Annotated in this window: 10 protein-coding genes and 1 pseudogene; 6 read left to right on the top strand and 5 right to left on the bottom strand. The window is 71.3% G+C overall.

Features of this window, described 5'->3' with window-relative positions:
- Positions 1–767: 767 nt before the first annotated feature.
- The 3 genes from VF665_RS04400 to VF665_RS04390 all read left to right on the top strand — a co-directional run bounded on the left by VF665_RS04400 (position 768) and on the right by VF665_RS04390 (position 4,128).
- A complete protein-coding gene (locus tag VF665_RS04400; RefSeq protein ID WP_331052196.1) occupies positions 768–1,598 on the top strand; it encodes a hypothetical protein in 831 nt (276 codons plus the stop codon).
- A 101-nt stretch (positions 1,599–1,699) separates the two neighbouring features.
- Positions 1,700–2,077: a hypothetical protein gene (locus tag VF665_RS04395; RefSeq protein WP_331052195.1), complete on the top strand. Its 378-nt coding sequence runs from the start codon at positions 1,700–1,702 to the stop codon at positions 2,075–2,077.
- Positions 2,078–2,274: 197 nt separating this feature from the next.
- Positions 2,275–4,128 carry a serine/threonine-protein kinase gene (locus tag VF665_RS04390; RefSeq protein ID WP_331052194.1) on the top strand — a complete coding sequence of 618 codons (1,854 nt, stop codon included), beginning with the start codon at positions 2,275–2,277 and terminating at the stop codon, positions 4,126–4,128.
- A 455-nt stretch (positions 4,129–4,583) separates the two neighbouring features.
- Here the strand turns inward: VF665_RS04390 and VF665_RS04385 are convergent, their stop codons facing one another.
- The gene (locus VF665_RS04385; protein WP_331052193.1) at positions 4,584–5,483 is read right to left on the bottom strand and encodes a diacylglycerol kinase family protein; all 900 of its coding nucleotides are present in this window, start codon (positions 5,481–5,483) and stop codon (positions 4,584–4,586) included.
- A gap of 129 nt (positions 5,484–5,612) precedes the next feature.
- Between VF665_RS04385 and VF665_RS04380 the strand changes: the two genes are divergently transcribed.
- The gene (locus VF665_RS04380; protein ID WP_331052192.1) at positions 5,613–6,482 is read left to right on the top strand and encodes a DMT family transporter; all 870 of its coding nucleotides are present in this window, start codon (positions 5,613–5,615) and stop codon (positions 6,480–6,482) included.
- A gap of 846 nt (positions 6,483–7,328) precedes the next feature.
- Here the strand turns inward: VF665_RS04380 and VF665_RS04375 are convergent.
- On the bottom strand, positions 7,329–9,536 hold the full coding sequence (locus tag VF665_RS04375; RefSeq protein ID WP_331052191.1) for a VIT and VWA domain-containing protein: 2,208 nt from the start codon (positions 9,534–9,536) through the stop codon (positions 7,329–7,331).
- Positions 9,537–10,374: 838 nt separating this feature from the next.
- On the opposite strand from VF665_RS04375, the gene VF665_RS04370 reads away from it, so the two are divergent.
- Positions 10,375–11,391 carry a M23 family metallopeptidase gene (locus VF665_RS04370; protein WP_331052190.1) on the top strand — a complete coding sequence of 339 codons (1,017 nt, stop codon included), beginning with the start codon at positions 10,375–10,377 and terminating at the stop codon, positions 11,389–11,391.
- Positions 11,392–11,686: 295 nt separating this feature from the next.
- On the opposite strand, the gene VF665_RS04365 is transcribed toward VF665_RS04370, so the two are convergent.
- Genes VF665_RS04365 through VF665_RS04355 form a run of 3 tightly spaced genes read right to left on the bottom strand, consistent with a single transcriptional unit; the run spans position 11,687 to position 14,425 of the window.
- Entirely contained in the window at positions 11,687–12,970 is a 1,284-nt protein-coding gene (locus VF665_RS04365; RefSeq protein ID WP_331052189.1) for a PDZ domain-containing protein, read from the bottom strand.
- A 31-nt stretch (positions 12,971–13,001) separates the two neighbouring features.
- On the bottom strand, positions 13,002–13,862 hold the full coding sequence (locus VF665_RS04360; RefSeq protein ID WP_331052188.1) for a hypothetical protein: 861 nt from the start codon (positions 13,860–13,862) through the stop codon (positions 13,002–13,004).
- Positions 13,850–14,425, bottom strand: coding sequence for an RNA polymerase sigma factor (locus tag VF665_RS04355; RefSeq protein WP_331052187.1), 576 nt, complete (start codon positions 14,423–14,425; stop codon positions 13,850–13,852). Before VF665_RS04355 ends, VF665_RS04360 begins: the two co-directional genes overlap by 13 nt.
- 223 nt (positions 14,426–14,648) lie before the next feature.
- Here VF665_RS04355 and VF665_RS04350 point away from each other — a divergent pair.
- Positions 14,649–14,916: pseudogene (locus VF665_RS04350) on the top strand (DNA polymerase IV); the annotation flags it as partial.

Genomic DNA, 14,916 nt, shown 5'->3' with positions numbered 1-14,916 from the left:
CCGCGGAAAGGAATACCGTCTCGAACTCGAGGGGTGCATCTCAGGAACAGCAGAGCACGCCAGAACACACGACGGAACACTAGGATAGTGTGTCACCCGTGGCGGGTAAAGTAGTGAGGCAATCTTCGAACTGACCGCAAGTTTGCCCGACAATCTCAAAGAACCTCGGCAACAACGCCGGTTCGTCTCTTGCCACACGGGAGAGCGCCGGCCGGCGCGGAGCCAGTCGGCGCTAACTCGCTCCTGTGGGGGCACACGGCGCGACTGGAACTCCTGCTCGCCAGCCCACGAACTCCTGCTCGCCAGCCCGCGCTGTTGAGGCGCTACAGCATCGAGCAGGTGATCGGCCGGCGGCAAACCCGGTACGTTCGCGCAGACGATCTCGCATTTGTGCTGCACGGCGACGTGTTTGGAGCGGCGGGCCGTGGCTGCCTTGCGCTCATCCCTAAGCCGACATAACGTGCCGTGCGCCGTCGTGGCCGATTGTCGTCCGCGAGAACAGCGCATCGGCGGGTTTACCCCAATCCGTCGTCGCCCTTCTGCTTGGACCACTAATGAAACCACCACTCGGACGCCTGTGTTTGTCCCTCCTGCTGGCGTTTGCCGCTGCGTGTGACAACCCTGTAGGTAGGAGCGCACCTCAGGCCATCGTGCCCGATGCGCCCAACGGCGCCAAGTCTGGCGATGGGGCGGCTTACTCGTGTGAGTTGACAGCCCATGAGGTAAACGCGGGTGGGCAGTCGGCCCTGCATCGGCGCCAGATAAGCGTGACATACCCGCGCGCGGAGCTTGCCGCTGAAGGCGCGACTCGGAAGTTCGTCTACCGTGGATATGCGGACGGCGCCACACTGGTGCGCGACGCCGAATGCATCGTGCCAGCGACGAGAGGAGCCTTGGAGCGCATCACGCGCGTGTTCATCCGGAAGGGCGACGCCGGCGAGCCCACGATGCAGATCATGTCGGACCCATGGGTCGTTGTTGTGACTGCATGCCAGTACGGGGGCATGTACCCGGACTGCGACGAGAAGCCGACCGACATCCCGATCAACGGTGACGAATGCTTGTTCTACGGCGTCTGCAATCCCACAGGCGGGACAGGCGGTGGGGAGAACGGGGGTGGCGGCGACGGACCCAGCGGATGCGATCCAATCGTGGACCCAGCCGGGTGCAACAAGCCGCTCACTGCAGCTGACAAAGCGATGATTGTGGCAGCGTTGAAGACCCACGTGAAGCCCGCGTCCGCCTTCACCGATACCGCCAAAGCACGTCAGTGTGGCGAACTCGCGGACGCATTTGAGGCGCTGTTCAATGCTGACGCAGTTTTCCGGGGCGGCTATGACGGGCCGAGTGCTTCCGGGGAAGATCACCAGGCAGCATACAATCCCGTCGATGGCACAATTCACTTCGAGCCCTCCGCCCTCGACGGCGCGTTGTCAAGCGGCAACTACTTCGAAATCGCGTACTCCGCGCTGCACGAGGCAGGGCACGGAACAGGAGACCATCCCAACGGCTATATGATGTTAGGGAAAGCCCAGATTTACGTCGATGCGCCATTCAACTTGCTAAACCCAGGCACCAACTCATGCCTAAACTGGTAGCGGCGGCGGCCGCGGGTCTTCTGAGCAGTGTGCTTGCCACAATCGCCGCTCAATCCCCTCCACAGCACCACAGGGGATCGAAGCTGGAAGCGATCGGCGCGGTGATGATCGCGAGGGTGGGCCAGATGGGCGATGTACTCCCCTGGGATGCGTGCAGCATCTACGAAAAGGCGGGCAGGCCCTCGGGGATGGCGGACAGCCTGCGGCATGCGCGCCAGTGGCTGGACCGGCCCGTGAACGATCCCTGCGCGCAGGAGCCCGCCCCGTCGCGGCCCGGTCGCAACCGAATCGTGCGCGTGGATTCGGTGCTGCTGGCCGATTCCGTGGCGTACGTGCACCTCACCATTGTCCGCGGCGAGTGGAGCTACCGCGAGCAGCACACGCTTCCGGCGCTGCGCGGCCGCCGGGGATGGGGCTGGCGCGAGGCGCGCGTGTTCGCCGGCCTGCAGGGCTATCCCGGATCCCGAGCGCAGGACTGAGGATCGTCCGCATCGGCCGCCCCTTGCCGCGCCCTCCCCGATCTCCGGGAGGGCGCGGTCCGTTTGCGGCGCACGGCGCGACCGGGAGCCGTATCGCCATGTCGCGCGCGCCCACCGCACGGGTTCGCATCTTGCCACACGGGAGAGTGCCGGCGGGCGCGGAGCCGGGCGGCGCTAACTCGCTACTGCGGGGGCACATGGCGGGACTGGAAGGCCTGCTCACCGGCCACACGCTGGTGAAGCGCTACATCATCGAGCAGGTGATTGGCCGGGGCGGGTTCGCCGTGGTCTACCAGGCGCTGGACAAGCGCCTGAACCGGCCCGTGGCCGTAAAGGTGATTACGCTCAACGCGGCCGACGCCGGGCTGCGCGACCAGATGCGCGAGCGCCTGCAGAAAGAGGCGCGCGCCGCCGCCAGCCTGCCACACCACCCCAACCTGGTGACGGTGCACGACGTGGGCACCGATCCGGAGCTGGGGCTGGACTTTCTGGTGATGGAAATGCTCTGGGGCCAGAACCTGGCCCAGTACTTCAAGCACCACGGCCGCCCCAACCTGCACGACGGCCTGCGCATTCTGCGCGACGCGGCCGAGGGGCTGGCCATTGGCCACCGCGCGGGGCTGATTCACCGCGACATCAAGCCGGCCAACATCTTTCTGGCCGAGCCCGCCGCCGACGACGAGCCCACACGCGTGTGCCTGCTGGACTACGGGATCGCGCAGGCCATTGAAGACGACCAGACCGTCACCCGGGGGATGGCGACGCCGCTCAGCCCGGGCTACGCCAGCCCCGAGCAGCTTGCCGGCGCGCGCGACCTGTCCGCCGCCACCGACGTGTTCAGCCTGGGCGTGGTGGCCTACCAGCTGCTCACCGGCGAACGACCCTTTGCCGAAAAGCCGGGCGAGGCGCCCACCGCGTGGACCGTGCGCCGCCCGCTGCGCGCCCTGAACTCGCGCGTGCCCGCCGCCGTGGAAGCGGTGGTGATGAAGGCGCTTTCCGAGTCGCCGGCCGACCGCTATCCGGACGCGGCGGCCTTTGGCGATGCGCTGGATGCGGCGCAGCGCCCGGACGACGTGACGGCCGTGGCCCCCGCGCCGCCCATCCCCGTCGCCGTCCCCGTGGCGGATGCGGCGCCGCCGGCCGCCGCCGCGCCGCCCTCCACCGTGGTGCCCGTCGCGGAACCCGCGCCCGCGCCGCCCGCGGACGACGTGACCGCGCTGGCCCCGGCCCCGCCGCCGATCCGCGCCGAAGCGCCCGCCCGCCCCGCGCCCGCCGCCGTGTCGCACGCGCCGCGCGCCATGCCGCCGCTGCGTCCGGCCGACAAGCCGCGCAAGGGCGGCGCCGGCGTGCTCGTGGGCGTGCTGTTGGCGTTGCTGCTGGGCGCGGGCGCCATGTGGGCCATGTTCGGGCGCGGCGGGGGTGATGATGAAAAGCAGACCGCGGAACGCCCCGCCCGCGACACCACCGCCACCGCCACGCGTCCGGCCGATACCCTGCCCGCCGGTGCGACGACCATGACGGTGGATTCCGGCGCCGTCGCCATGCCGCCCGTCAGCACGGGCGAGCCGTCCACCGCGCAGCCGGAGACCGGTGTCAGCGGGAGCGCCGCGTCGGCGGTGACGGGAGGGGGCACGCCTTCCGCGCAGCCGCAGCCCCAGCCGAACGCGCCGGCCAGCCGGCCCGCGCCCGCACCGGCTCCCCGCGAGCCCGCGCAGCAGCCGCGCCCCCAGCCGCAGCAGCCGGCGCCGCAGCCGCAGCCGCGCCCCGCGCCGCCCGCGCAGCAGCCGCGTCCCACGCCGCCCGCACAGCAGCCGCGCCCGGCCCCGCCGGCGCAGCAGCCCCGCCCGCGGCCTACGCCGCCGGTGCAGCGCGAGCCGGAGCCCACGCCGCCTCCGTCGGAGCCGGAGCCGCAGCCGCAGCCTCCGGTGGTGCTGCCGCCCGCGTCGCCGCCGGTGTACACGCCCATTCCGCCGCCCGCGCCTCCGCGCCCGGCGCCCGTGGACACCATCTTCTTTCCCGCCACCCCGCCGGAGGGAACGCGCGGCGGGTAGGCGGACCTGTCAGGCGGTCGGTTTGATGATGAAAAGCCCCGGGCGAGCAGTGATGCTCGCCCGGGGCGTTTTCGTCGCCGCTCGATGAGAACGACGGCGGGGGATGCGTTGGGCGGGGGTGGGGGTCGGGGGCGGTGGCGCGTCCGCCGGCTGGGCCCTCACCCGGCCGCGCTGAGACGCGTCCCCCTCTCCCACGAACAGATGTGGGAGAGGGGGCACACCCCAGCCTGCCGCATGGGGCCTGGTCTGGAGTGCAGGCGAAGCCCCGAACGGCGCCTGTGGGCGTCGTGTCGGGGCTTTCCGCGGTTCGAGCGGCGATTCATCCGCTCAACGGAGGCGGCGTTCGGCACCGAAATCATCGCCAAACCGGTACAGCCTCACAGCAGTACCGTGAGGCTTTCAGCCGTTGTTGCGGCGACTTCAGTCGCTCAGCCGAGCATGCCTGGCCGCGCCCCTCACACCAGCACGCGCAGCCGCCCCGGGTGGATGATGATGTCCAGCTCGCGCGCGTCGTCGGCGATGATTTCGCCGTCGGCGTGCACGGGGAGCGGGTCGCTACTGGTGATGCGGATGCGCTTCGCCTGGTGCATGTGCACGCACGACGCGCCCACGTGCGTGCCGCGCATCACGCGGGGCAGAAAGCGCAGAATGCCGATGGTGCCCAAGGCGTCGCAGGCGCACACGTCCAGGGCGCCGTCGTCGATCCGGGCTTCCGGGCAGATCCAGAATCCGCCACCGTGCCGCCCGCCGTTCGCCACCGTCACCAGCGTCATCGGCGCGTCGCTCACCACGACGCCATCCAGTTCCAGCCGCATCCGCCGCGGCCGGAAGGCGCGCAACACGCGGCTCAGCGCGTTCAGGTACATCGCCATGCCCCGGAAGCGCCGCCGCCGGTCTACCTCGATGGCGACCTGCGCGTCCAGCCCGATCCCCACCCCGTTGCTGAACCACTGCCCGTTCACCGAGCCCACGTCCACGGCGCGCGGTTCGGCCACCGTGAGGCGGGCGAGGGCGGCCATGGAATTGGCGGGCACGCCGGCCAGCTTGGCGAAGTCGTTGCCGCTCCCCACGGCAATGATGCCCAGCGGCGTGGACGGCCCGTCGCCCGCGGCGCGCATCAAGCCGTTCACCACCTCGTGCACCGTGCCGTCGCCGCCCACGGCCACCACGGCGGGCCACCCGGACTTCGCCGCGGACTCGGCCAGCTCGGCCGCGTGCCCCCGCCGCTCCGTCTGCACGATCACGTGCTCCACGCCCGCGGCTTTCAGTTCCGAGCGCAGCCGGGGCCCGAACGAGGCGGCCGATCCGCGGCCCGCGGTGGCGTTCAGAATCACGAAAAAGCGTTCGATCGGCATGCTGCAATGGCGCGAGAGGGGAGGCGGGACGGGCGCAGGATCGCGGCAGGCGGGGCCGCGCGCAAGCCCGGCGTGCGGAAAGGCACCGCGGATGCGTAGGTTGCGCGCACCCCGCAACGCTGGATTTTGATGGGAACTCTGTACGTCGCCGCCGCCGCCATCCTGTGGGGGCTCATGGGCCCGGTCACGCGCATCGCACTGGCGGAAGGGCTCACCCCGCTGGAGATCGCGTTCTGGCGCGGCATCATGGCGGGCGGGCTGTTCGCGGCCACCGCGGTCGTCATCCGCCGCCCGTGGCTGCAAAAGCGCGACGTGCCGATGATCATCGCCTTCGGGATGACGGGCGTGGCGGGGCTGCTGGCGTCGTACTCGCTCGCGGTGAGCGCGGGAGGCGCCGCGCTCGCAGCCATCCTCCTGTACACGGCGCCGGTGTGGGTGGCGCTGTTCTCCGCCTCCTTCCTCCACGAGCGGATGACGGGGCGCAAGCTGGCCGCACTCGCCCTGGCGACGGCGGGCGTGGCGGGAATTGCGCTGTCCACCGGCGGCGGCAGCATTCGGCTCACGCCGGCGGGGCTGGGATGGGGATTGGCGTCGGGGCTGGCGTACGCGCTGTACTACCTGTTCGGCAAGCGCTACTTCGAGCGATATCCCACGGCGACCATCTTCATGTACGCGCTCCCGGTGGCGGCGCTCGTCATCTTCCCCGCGGTGCGATTCCATCCCAAGTCCGCCACGGCGTGGGGCGCGCTCGCGTTCCTCTCCGCCGTGCCCACCTACACGTCGTACGTGTTCTACAGCGCGGGGCTCAAGCGCATCGAGGCCACCCGCGCCGCCACGGTGGCCACCATCGAGCCCGTGGTCGCCGCACTTGCAGCGTACCTGATGTGGAACGAGCGCCTGAGCGCCATCGGCTACGCGTGCGCCGCCCTGGTGCTGTTCGGCGTTCTGCTGACCGCCGCGCCGGAGCGCGCCGCCCCCGCCGAGCCGCCCCATCCCTGATCCGCTCAGAAAAGGTGCCCCACGCGGGCCAGCCCTCGCGCTGAGCGCATGAATTCGCCGCAACAGCGGAAAGTCCCCACAAACAGACGGGGGGACTTCACCTGCACGCGGTGAATGGGTCGATGCCGGGCGGCGGTGATGGGTGCCCGGACGGCATTGAGCGAGTGAACTCGCCGCAACAACAGCTGAAAGCCTCACGATACTGCCGTGAGGCTCGCACCTGCGCGGGGGCTGGCGTCCGGTGCCGAACGCCGCGCTCGCACTGAGGTCTCCCTTTCTCCCGCGACAGCGGGGGAGAGGGCCGGGGAGAGGGGGCCTCTCCGAATGCGCTGAAGCATCCGGAGGTGCGCCGGCCGTCATCTCCGCCGCGTTGGGATCCGGCGTTCGTCCCCTGCCTTCCTGAGCGGATGAATCCGCCGCTCCAGAAGCGGTAAGCCCCGACACGGCGCCCACAGGCGCCGTTCGGGGCTTTCATCTGCCTACATACCACCGGCGTCGCTTCGCCGCGGCCTGCGGAGGTGGAACGGGCTGGAAGCAGATCCTTCGTCGGCGCCACGGCGCGGCGCGACCGAGGCTCCGTCCGGCGCCTCCTCAGGATCGCAAGATGTTGGTGTGCGATGATATGCGAGAACCGCACGACCCGCCCGGACACAGGCGGGCGCGCCGTCCCTGCTCCCGCACCGATGCGTCCGCCGCGGTCCGCGCGGGCGGGCTTCGTGTTCTCCCAGCGGCGCATCACATCCGCTCTGGACAGGCGGACGCAGGGGTAGCCGCGGCACTCCGCGACGGCGAACGTTGCGCCGTGGGTGCCGCGGCTTCAGCCCCCGCTCTGCCTTCCGGGCCGGATCAGCGTTCGCGCACGCGGTAGATTCGGCCTTCGTGGATCACGGCCACGCGCGTCCCCAGCGCGAAGTACCGCCCCAGCTCCGGGGTCTGCCGGATCAGCGCGTAGTACTCATCCGATCCAAACACGACCACGGTTTCCGGGAGCCGCGTGCTGTCGGTGATCTCCGTATCCCGCCACTCGCCCTGCACCTCGCGGAAGGTGCGGCTCCCCACGGTGCGCACCGCGGCGGCGCTGCCGCCTTCGGTCCCCTCGCCGGTCACGACGATCTCATCCAGGCTCAGCACTTCCTGCTGCGCGCGGCTGGAGCGGCTGGCTTCCACTGCGCCCTGCCCGCTGGCCGCCGTGGGCGCCATGACCGGGGGCGGGGGAGGCGCCGGCGCGTTCCCCTGCATGCGGACGCGGCCGCCCCGGTCGCGGGTCGGCGCTTCCCGCTCCGGCTGCACCACCGCGCCCGGCTCCAGCGCCAGGAACGACGTGTACGGCGTCACGATGCCGTACCGCGTGCCCAGGTCCGTCACCTCGTCCACCAGTTCGCGGTTCTCTCCGTAGCTGCGAATCTGCTCCATCAGCCAGCCCACGCGCCGAGTCGCCCACAGCCGCGGAAGGAACTCGTGCCGTTCATCGCGCAGCGGAAAGCGCAGCCCGGGATAGGTGAACGTCTGCGTCGGCGACGCGTTTCCCGACAGGCGCGCGGTCACCGAGGCGAGCTCGCGGTCGTTGCGGTAGCGGCCCACGAGCGCGATCTGCGTCCCCTTGAACAGGTCCGGCAGGGTGCGCGGATACACCAGGTCCGTGCGCACCGCGCCCAGGTCCAGCGCCAGGTTGGTGAGCACCGGGTGGTTCACCTTGTCAAAAAAGCTGGACACCTTCACTTCCAGGTCCTCTTCCGGTGCCACGTAGTCCGCCGTCCCGCCGTTTTCCGCCGCCACGCGGTCCAGCAGCCGCGTGTTGACGTCGTATCCCACTCCAAAGGTGAACAGGCGCAGGCCGGGGCGCCGCGCGCGGGTCACGTTGGCCACGATGCGCTCCACGTTCACCTCGCCCACGGTGGGCAGGCCGTCCGTCATGAAAACCAGCATCCGCGGCCGCGTGCCCGTCGCGGGAAACTGGCCCAGCGCCTCCACCAGCGCGTCGTTGATGTTGGTGCCGCCCCGCGCCTGCAGCCCCGCCACGAACTCCACGCCCCGCGCGATGCCGGCGCGGTCCGCCGCGATCAGCCCGGATTCCATGAGCCGCGTTTCGCCGCTGAACGCGATCACGTTGAACCGGTCGCCCGGGTTCAGCCCGCGCACGCCGTACGTCAGCGCGCGCCGGGCTTTTTCCATCTTCCCCTCGTCCGTCATGCTCCCGCTCACGTCCAGCACAAACACGACGTCCTTGGCCGGATATTCTCGCCGCTGCGACTCGTTGTTGGGCGACAGGAGAAGGAGAAAGAAGCCGTCCTTGCCCGGCTCGCGGTAGGTAAAGAGCGAGAGCCCCACTTCCGCTTCGGAGAGGGTGTAGAAGAGCTGAAAGTCGCGCCGCTCCGCGCGGGCGCCGCGGCTGAAGCGCACGGTGGCGCGCCCGCCGTCGCGCCGCACGTCCACGTCGTGCGTGGGCGAGTACACGGCGCGAAGCCCGCTGCGCGCGTTGATGCGCACCGTTCCCTCGAACCGCTCCACCGGCGCGGCGTTGCGCCCGATGCCCAGCGGATACTTGTAGCCCACGCTTCCGTTTTCTGCCCGCAGCACCTGTGTGTACGTCAGCTCCAGCTTCTTGGTGCCGCGCGCGGGAATGGGAAAGATGCGGGCCTGGAACAGGTTGGTGCCGGCGTACTCCAGCAGCCCGGGGTCGCGCACGCGCCGCACGATGTCTTCGTAGATGCGGCGCGCCTCGCCGCGGGGCCGCACCTCTCCCGCCAGCCGCCGGTCACCGTCCCAGATGGCGAACTCGGTGATGCTGGCCTCGTCTGGAAGCGGAAAGAGGTAGGTGCCCTCCATCACGCGGTTGTGCTCGTTGCGAAAGACCTGGGTGACGTGCGTGGTGGCCACCTGGCCTTCGATGGTGGTTTCAAACGTCACCGATTCCACGGGGATGCCGGCGGGGCGGCCCGGCGTCCACGGCCGGCAGTCGTTGCATTCGCCGGGGACGATGACGCCCTGTGCGGCGAGCGGCGCGGACGCGACGGCGGCCAGAAGGGCGGCGGCCAGCAGCGGTCGGAGGTGCATGGCGTGCCTCGATACGAGGTGGGATGAGGATGAACTGCGAGCCGTTGTACTCGCGGAGTGCCCGCGCGGGTTCCGTACAGGTTCGGCGCACGTCCCAGGCCCGGGCGGCTGAAGCCGCGGCAACAACGGCGCAAAGTCCGCCTCCGCGGACTGCGTCGGCTGCTCCGGCGCGGAACGCGGGGACCGTCGCGGCCGCCTGTCCAGAGCGAATGAATTCGCCGCTGGACAAGCACGAAGTCCGCCTGCGCGGACTGCGGCGGACCCCTCGGTGCGGGAAGCGGGAGGCGCCGCGTCCGCCTGTGGCCAATCGGCTGCGCAGTGCTCGGAAATCATCGCGCCCCACGAACTTGTCATCCTGAGGAGGCGCCGGCCGAACCTCCTGCCGCGCCGCTGACTGGCGCCGACGAAGGATCTATTTGCCGCCCGTTCCAACTCCGCTGGCCCACACTGAAGCCACGCCAGCGGTACGTATCTTCTACGCAGTTGAAGCCCCGATCGTGGACGCGTCAGCGGTCGTCAGTCGGAGCTTCCGGCTTCCGGAACGGCGAATCCATCCGCTCAGGCCGGGCCGCCACAGCGAGATCCGCCATCCGCACCGGCACTCGCACCCGCGTGCAGGCGAAGTCCCCCCGTCCGTTCGGGGGGACTTTCCGCCGTTGTTGCGGCGAATTCATTCGCTCCGCCCCGCTCGCCGCTCGAGTATGTACGGGTGGAACGCACGAGCCCCGCCCGGACTGACGCGGGTGCGCTTCCATTCCACCCTCATGCACACTATCTTGTTGCCTCCCCAACACATCCGTGCCCGATCCCGATCTACCCGGACCGTCCGTCCATCCCTATGAGCGCATTCCCCAGCAGCACGCGGCGGCCCTGGCGGCCGACTCCGCTCGTGGCGGCCGTCGCGGCCGCGGCGGTGCTGGGCGTGGCCGCAGCCGCCCTCCCCGCCGCACCCCGCGTGGCCGACGAGGCGCTCCCCGTGCTCGATCCCATGCACGCCATTCCCGTCACCACGGATACGCTGCTCATCGGCGGGTTCGCGCGCGGGACCTTTGGCGAGGCGCTGCAGGTCATTGCCAGCGACCTTACGGACGCGGAGCGCGAGATGGTGGGGCGGCACCTGGACAAGATCTTTGTCCCTATTCTGCGCGACGGGGCGCTCAAGACGGGGGGCCGCCTCAAGGTGGCGTACGAGCGCACCCGCCGGCCCGACGGCACCACCCGCTCCATCCAGGTGCTCGCCGCACAGGCGGCCGTGGGCGGCGGGCTGCACACCGTCTACCTGGTGGACCAGGCCGAGCAGCCCGGCTACTACGACGACGTGGGCCAGTCGCTGGACCCGCAGGCGTGGGCCGGCCCGCTCACCTCGCTGCGCGTCACGTCGCCGTTCAAGATGAACCGCATGCACCCGCTGCTGGGGCGCGTGCTGCCCCACACGGGTACGGACTACGCCGCGGCCTACGGAACGCCGGTGTACGCCACCTCCGACGGAAGCGTGAGCTACGCGGCGCCGCGCGGCGGCTACGGCAACCTGATCGAGATTCAGCACCCCAACGGCTACGCCACCCGCTACGCCCACCTGAGCGCCGTCGTGGTGCGTCCCTGGCAGGCGGTGCGGCAGGGCGACGTGATCGGCTACACGGGGATGTCGGGGCTCGCCACGGGGCCGCACCTGCACTACGAGGTTCGCCGCAAGGGCCAGCCGGTGGATCCCGCCCTGGCGATGGCCTACGCCGCCGCCCCGGCCCGCGTCGCGCCGCAGCCGCAGCGCGCCGACTTCAACCCCGCATACCGGGCCGAGCGGCAGACGCTCGCCCGCCTGCTGGCCCGCGCGCCCACGGTCATCCGCCGCCGCTGATCGCTCGATGCCTGGGCTCCCAGGCACGGAAAACCTCAACCCCCTCTCACGGAGTTCACGGCGGCCGCACGGAGTTTCACGGTACTGACCGGGAAACCGCGGTCCCGCACGAGCCAGCAGAGTGAACCCAAGCGAAGTCTGTGGACGCGGTTTGACCGGCTTGCTGTTTGATCTGTACCGTGACCCCCGTGAACCTCGGTGCCCTCCGTGAGAGACGCGGTTGCGGTTCCAGCCGAAAGGGCCCGCCCTCCGAGATGGAGAGCGGGCCCTTCTCGTCATCACCCGGGAGAACGAATCAGGGGCGGGGCGCCGGGGGCGGGCGCACGTCCAGTTCCACCGTCTCCGGGCCGAACACGCGGACGAAGTCCTGCTGCCGGTCCCACTGCAGGGTGACTTCGCGGCGGCGGCCCTGGCGCACCACGTTCAGCAGCAGCGTGCCGTCTTCGTCGCGGCTCAGCGCCGAGCGCACGTCTTCGGGCGTCTGCACCACGGCGCCGTCCACCCCCACGATCACGTCGCCCGCTTCCAGCCCGGCGCGGCTCGCGGGGCTGCGCTGCGTAACCTCCAGCACCAGCACGCCCTCCGTCCGTCCGCCAAAGTAGCGGCCCAGCCCCTCGTTCATTTCCGCGAGCTGCGCGCCCGCCGCCGCCGCGCGTCCCACGTCCATGAAGAACGACTGCGCGCTCGCGTCGCCCACGCGCACCAGTGCGTTGCCGCGAAGCGCGGGCAGGTTGCGCAGCGCCGCGGCCGCCGGTCCGCGCCCGCGCTCCAGCAGCACCGGAATGCTGTCGTGCAGCACGCGCGTCAGCGAGTCCAGCCGCGCGGCGATGAAGGTGTCTACCCGCACCACGCGGCTCAGGCTGTCGATCCGCTCCGCCAGCCACTGCACGGGGAAGGCGAGCGTATCCACCGTCACCGTCCTCACCACGTCGCCCTGCTGCATGGTGTCGCCGTTGATGACGATGACGCGGTGCTCGCCCGTGGACGGGTGCATGCGGACGCGCGGCGTGCTGTCGCCGCTGTCCATGACCACGATGCGGTGCCCGGCGCGCCCGCTGTCGCCCGTGGTCACCTCCACGTGCACGCTCCCTGGCAGGCGGCGCACCAGCGAATCCACCACGATGCGGCGCTCCCCGCCCTCACCGCGCAGCCCCTGGCGCACCACCACGCGCTGGCGCTCCCCCGGCGTGCGCACCGCCACCTGCGCCGGCCGCGGCCCCGCCACGATCCGCAGGTCGTGCTCGCCATCTACCCGGCGCACGCGCAGCCGCACGGTGTCGCCCTCGTTCACCTGCAGCAGCGACCGGACTTCCATGCCCTCCAGCGCGGCGCCGTTCACGGACACCAGCAGGTCGCCCTGGCGCATTCCGGCGCGCGCCGCGGGAGAGCCTTCGCGCACCTCGGTGACGCGGACAGTCTGCCGCGCCGGCTGGCCCGTTTCTTCGCGCCGGGTGACGTCAAAGGCGAATCCCAGCATCCCCGGCCGGCGCTCCGGCCCGGGCGTGTCCTGCGCCCGCGCCGCGGCGGGAAGAGCGAGCACCGCCGCGACCAGCGGCAGAAACAGCGTACGGAACTTCATGGGTGAATCTCCGTCTGTCGTGCAGAGTGAATCAGAACCACTGGGTCTGTGCGTCGCGGGCCTGTTCGCGGCGCAGCCGCTCGCGCTCGGCGGTGGCGGCAAGGTGGTACCCGTTGATGACCGGGTCTTCCGGCGTGCGCTCCAGCGCGGCGCCGGTGAGCTCGATGAGCTGGTCCAGCGCCGCCATGCGCGTTTCGGCGTCGTTGCCCGACGCCGGATCGGCGATGGAGGTGTAGCGCTGCAGGGCCTGCGCGTACGCCGCCTGCGCCTGCACCAGCTCGCGCGCGGCCTGCACCGCCTCGCCGCGGGTGACGCGCACCGGCTCCGCCCGGGGCGCCGCGGCAGGGGGCGCCGCATCGGCCGTCCTGGCAGGGCGCTGCGGCGGCTGCGGATCCGCCGGGGCGGTGCTGGCCAGCCGCGCGCCGGACCCGGCGGACGGGGCCGGGCTCATCAACCCGCGCGCCGGCACGTCGTAGATGACGTCCGGCTCGCCGAACGACGGCACCGGGCGGGTGCGGGCCGCGGCCTGCGGCTGCGTGAGCGCCACCGGCTGCGGGCCGCCCCGCGCGCTCCACAACGCCGCGCCCGCCGCCCCGCCCATGAGGAACAGGGCGATGGCGGCGGCGGCGCGCACGCCGTGCAGGTGAATCCAGCCGCGGCGCGCCGGTGCCGCGCCCCGCACCAGCTCTTCGTCGCGCAGGCGGGCCTCCAGCCGCGTCCACGCGGCGGCGGGCGGCTCCGGGTCCGCCAGCTCGCCCAGCGCCAGGGTCTGCGCGCGCAGTTCCGCCAGTTCGCGCCGGCAGGCCAGGCAGTCGCGCAGGTGCTCCGCTTCGTGCGGCTCGGCGGGCTCGTCCACCAGCCGCGCGAGCGTTTCATCGTTCAGGTGGCGCATGCGGCCATCTCCTCCTCCGCGGGTTCATCGCCGGCGGGCCTGGGGGCCAGCAGCCTGCGCATGCGCGCGCGGGCCTTGAACAGCTGGCTCTTGCAGGTGCCGGCAGTCACGCCCAGCATCTCGCCGATTTCCTCGTGGGTGTAGCCCTCCACGTCGTGAAGGACCAGCACCTTTCGCATCCCCTCGGGCAGCTGCGCCATCGCGCGCTCCAGCCGGATCTTGAGCACGCTGGTTTCCGCCACCGCGCGCACAGAGTACGTGTCGTCCATCACCGTCTCGCGCCCCGCCTTGCGGCTGCGGGTGCGGCGGCCGTGCAGCGCGCTGTTCACCGCGATGCGGTGCAGCCACGTGGTGAAGCGTGCGTCGCCGCGAAAGGTGGGCAGCGCGCGGATGGCGCGCACCCAGGCTTCCTGCGCCCAGTCTTCGGCCAGGGCCTCGTCGTGGCCGGCGAGGCGCTTGACGACGGCGTACACCCGCTGGGCGTGCCGTTCGTACAGCGCGCGCACGGCCCCGCCGTCGCCCTGCCGGGCCTGGTGGATCAGGTGGTTGTCGGTATCGTCCATGGTCCGCTCACGGGTCCGGCGGATGGGATGCCGGTGGGCGCGGGAGGGTTGCCCGCCCGTTGCGCCGGTGCGGCGCGGGCGGATCGTCCGGGAAGGATGCGGCGGCAAAGGCGGGCGATACCGCTCCGCCACCGCCCGCATTATTGTTGTTCGGCGGCCGCGGAACCATCCCGCGGGCGCGCCGCTCATCATCTTCTCACAAAACGGCTTCCGCCGCCACGCCTTGGGCTTTCCGCGCCTTCTTCTCGCCGACTGCGACTCGTACTTCGTGCGCTGCGCCATGCTGGCGGACCCGGAGGGCGCGGGCCGCTCGGAACTGGTGATCGTGGGCGGGAGCGCCACCGGCCGCGGCGTGGTGACCAGCGCCTCGTACGCGGCGCGCGCGTTCGGCGTGCACGCGGGCATGCCCATGGCCACCGCCGTGCGCCTGTGCCCGCGCGCGGTGTTCGCCCCCGTTCCCGGCGAGATGGTGCGCCGCAAGCACGAGGAGG

The sequence above is a fragment of the Longimicrobium sp. genome (assembly GCF_036387355.1).
GTDB lineage: Bacteria > Gemmatimonadota > Gemmatimonadetes > Longimicrobiales > Longimicrobiaceae > Longimicrobium.
This window is presented reverse-complemented; position numbering and strand designations above follow the sequence as displayed.

What these genes read in the sequence shown, in the direction of transcription:
- VF665_RS04360 (WP_331052188.1), bottom strand. Translation starts at nt 13,862, where the DNA reads ATGCGCCACCTGAACGATGAAACGCTCGCGCGGCTGGTGGACGAGCCC.
- VF665_RS04365 (WP_331052189.1), bottom strand. Translation starts at nt 12,970, where the DNA reads ATGAAGTTCCGTACGCTGTTTCTGCCGCTGGTCGCGGCGGTGCTCGCT.
- VF665_RS04355 (WP_331052187.1), bottom strand. Translation starts at nt 14,425, where the DNA reads ATGGACGATACCGACAACCACCTGATCCACCAGGCCCGGCAGGGCGAC.
- VF665_RS04390 (WP_331052194.1), top strand. Translation starts at nt 2,275, where the DNA reads ATGGCGGGACTGGAAGGCCTGCTCACCGGCCACACGCTGGTGAAGCGC.
- VF665_RS04375 (WP_331052191.1), bottom strand. Translation starts at nt 9,536, where the DNA reads ATGCACCTCCGACCGCTGCTGGCCGCCGCCCTTCTGGCCGCCGTCGCG.
- VF665_RS04370 (WP_331052190.1), top strand. Translation starts at nt 10,375, where the DNA reads ATGAGCGCATTCCCCAGCAGCACGCGGCGGCCCTGGCGGCCGACTCCG.
- VF665_RS04385 (WP_331052193.1), bottom strand. Translation starts at nt 5,483, where the DNA reads ATGCCGATCGAACGCTTTTTCGTGATTCTGAACGCCACCGCGGGCCGC.
- VF665_RS04380 (WP_331052192.1), top strand. Translation starts at nt 5,613, where the DNA reads ATGGGAACTCTGTACGTCGCCGCCGCCGCCATCCTGTGGGGGCTCATG.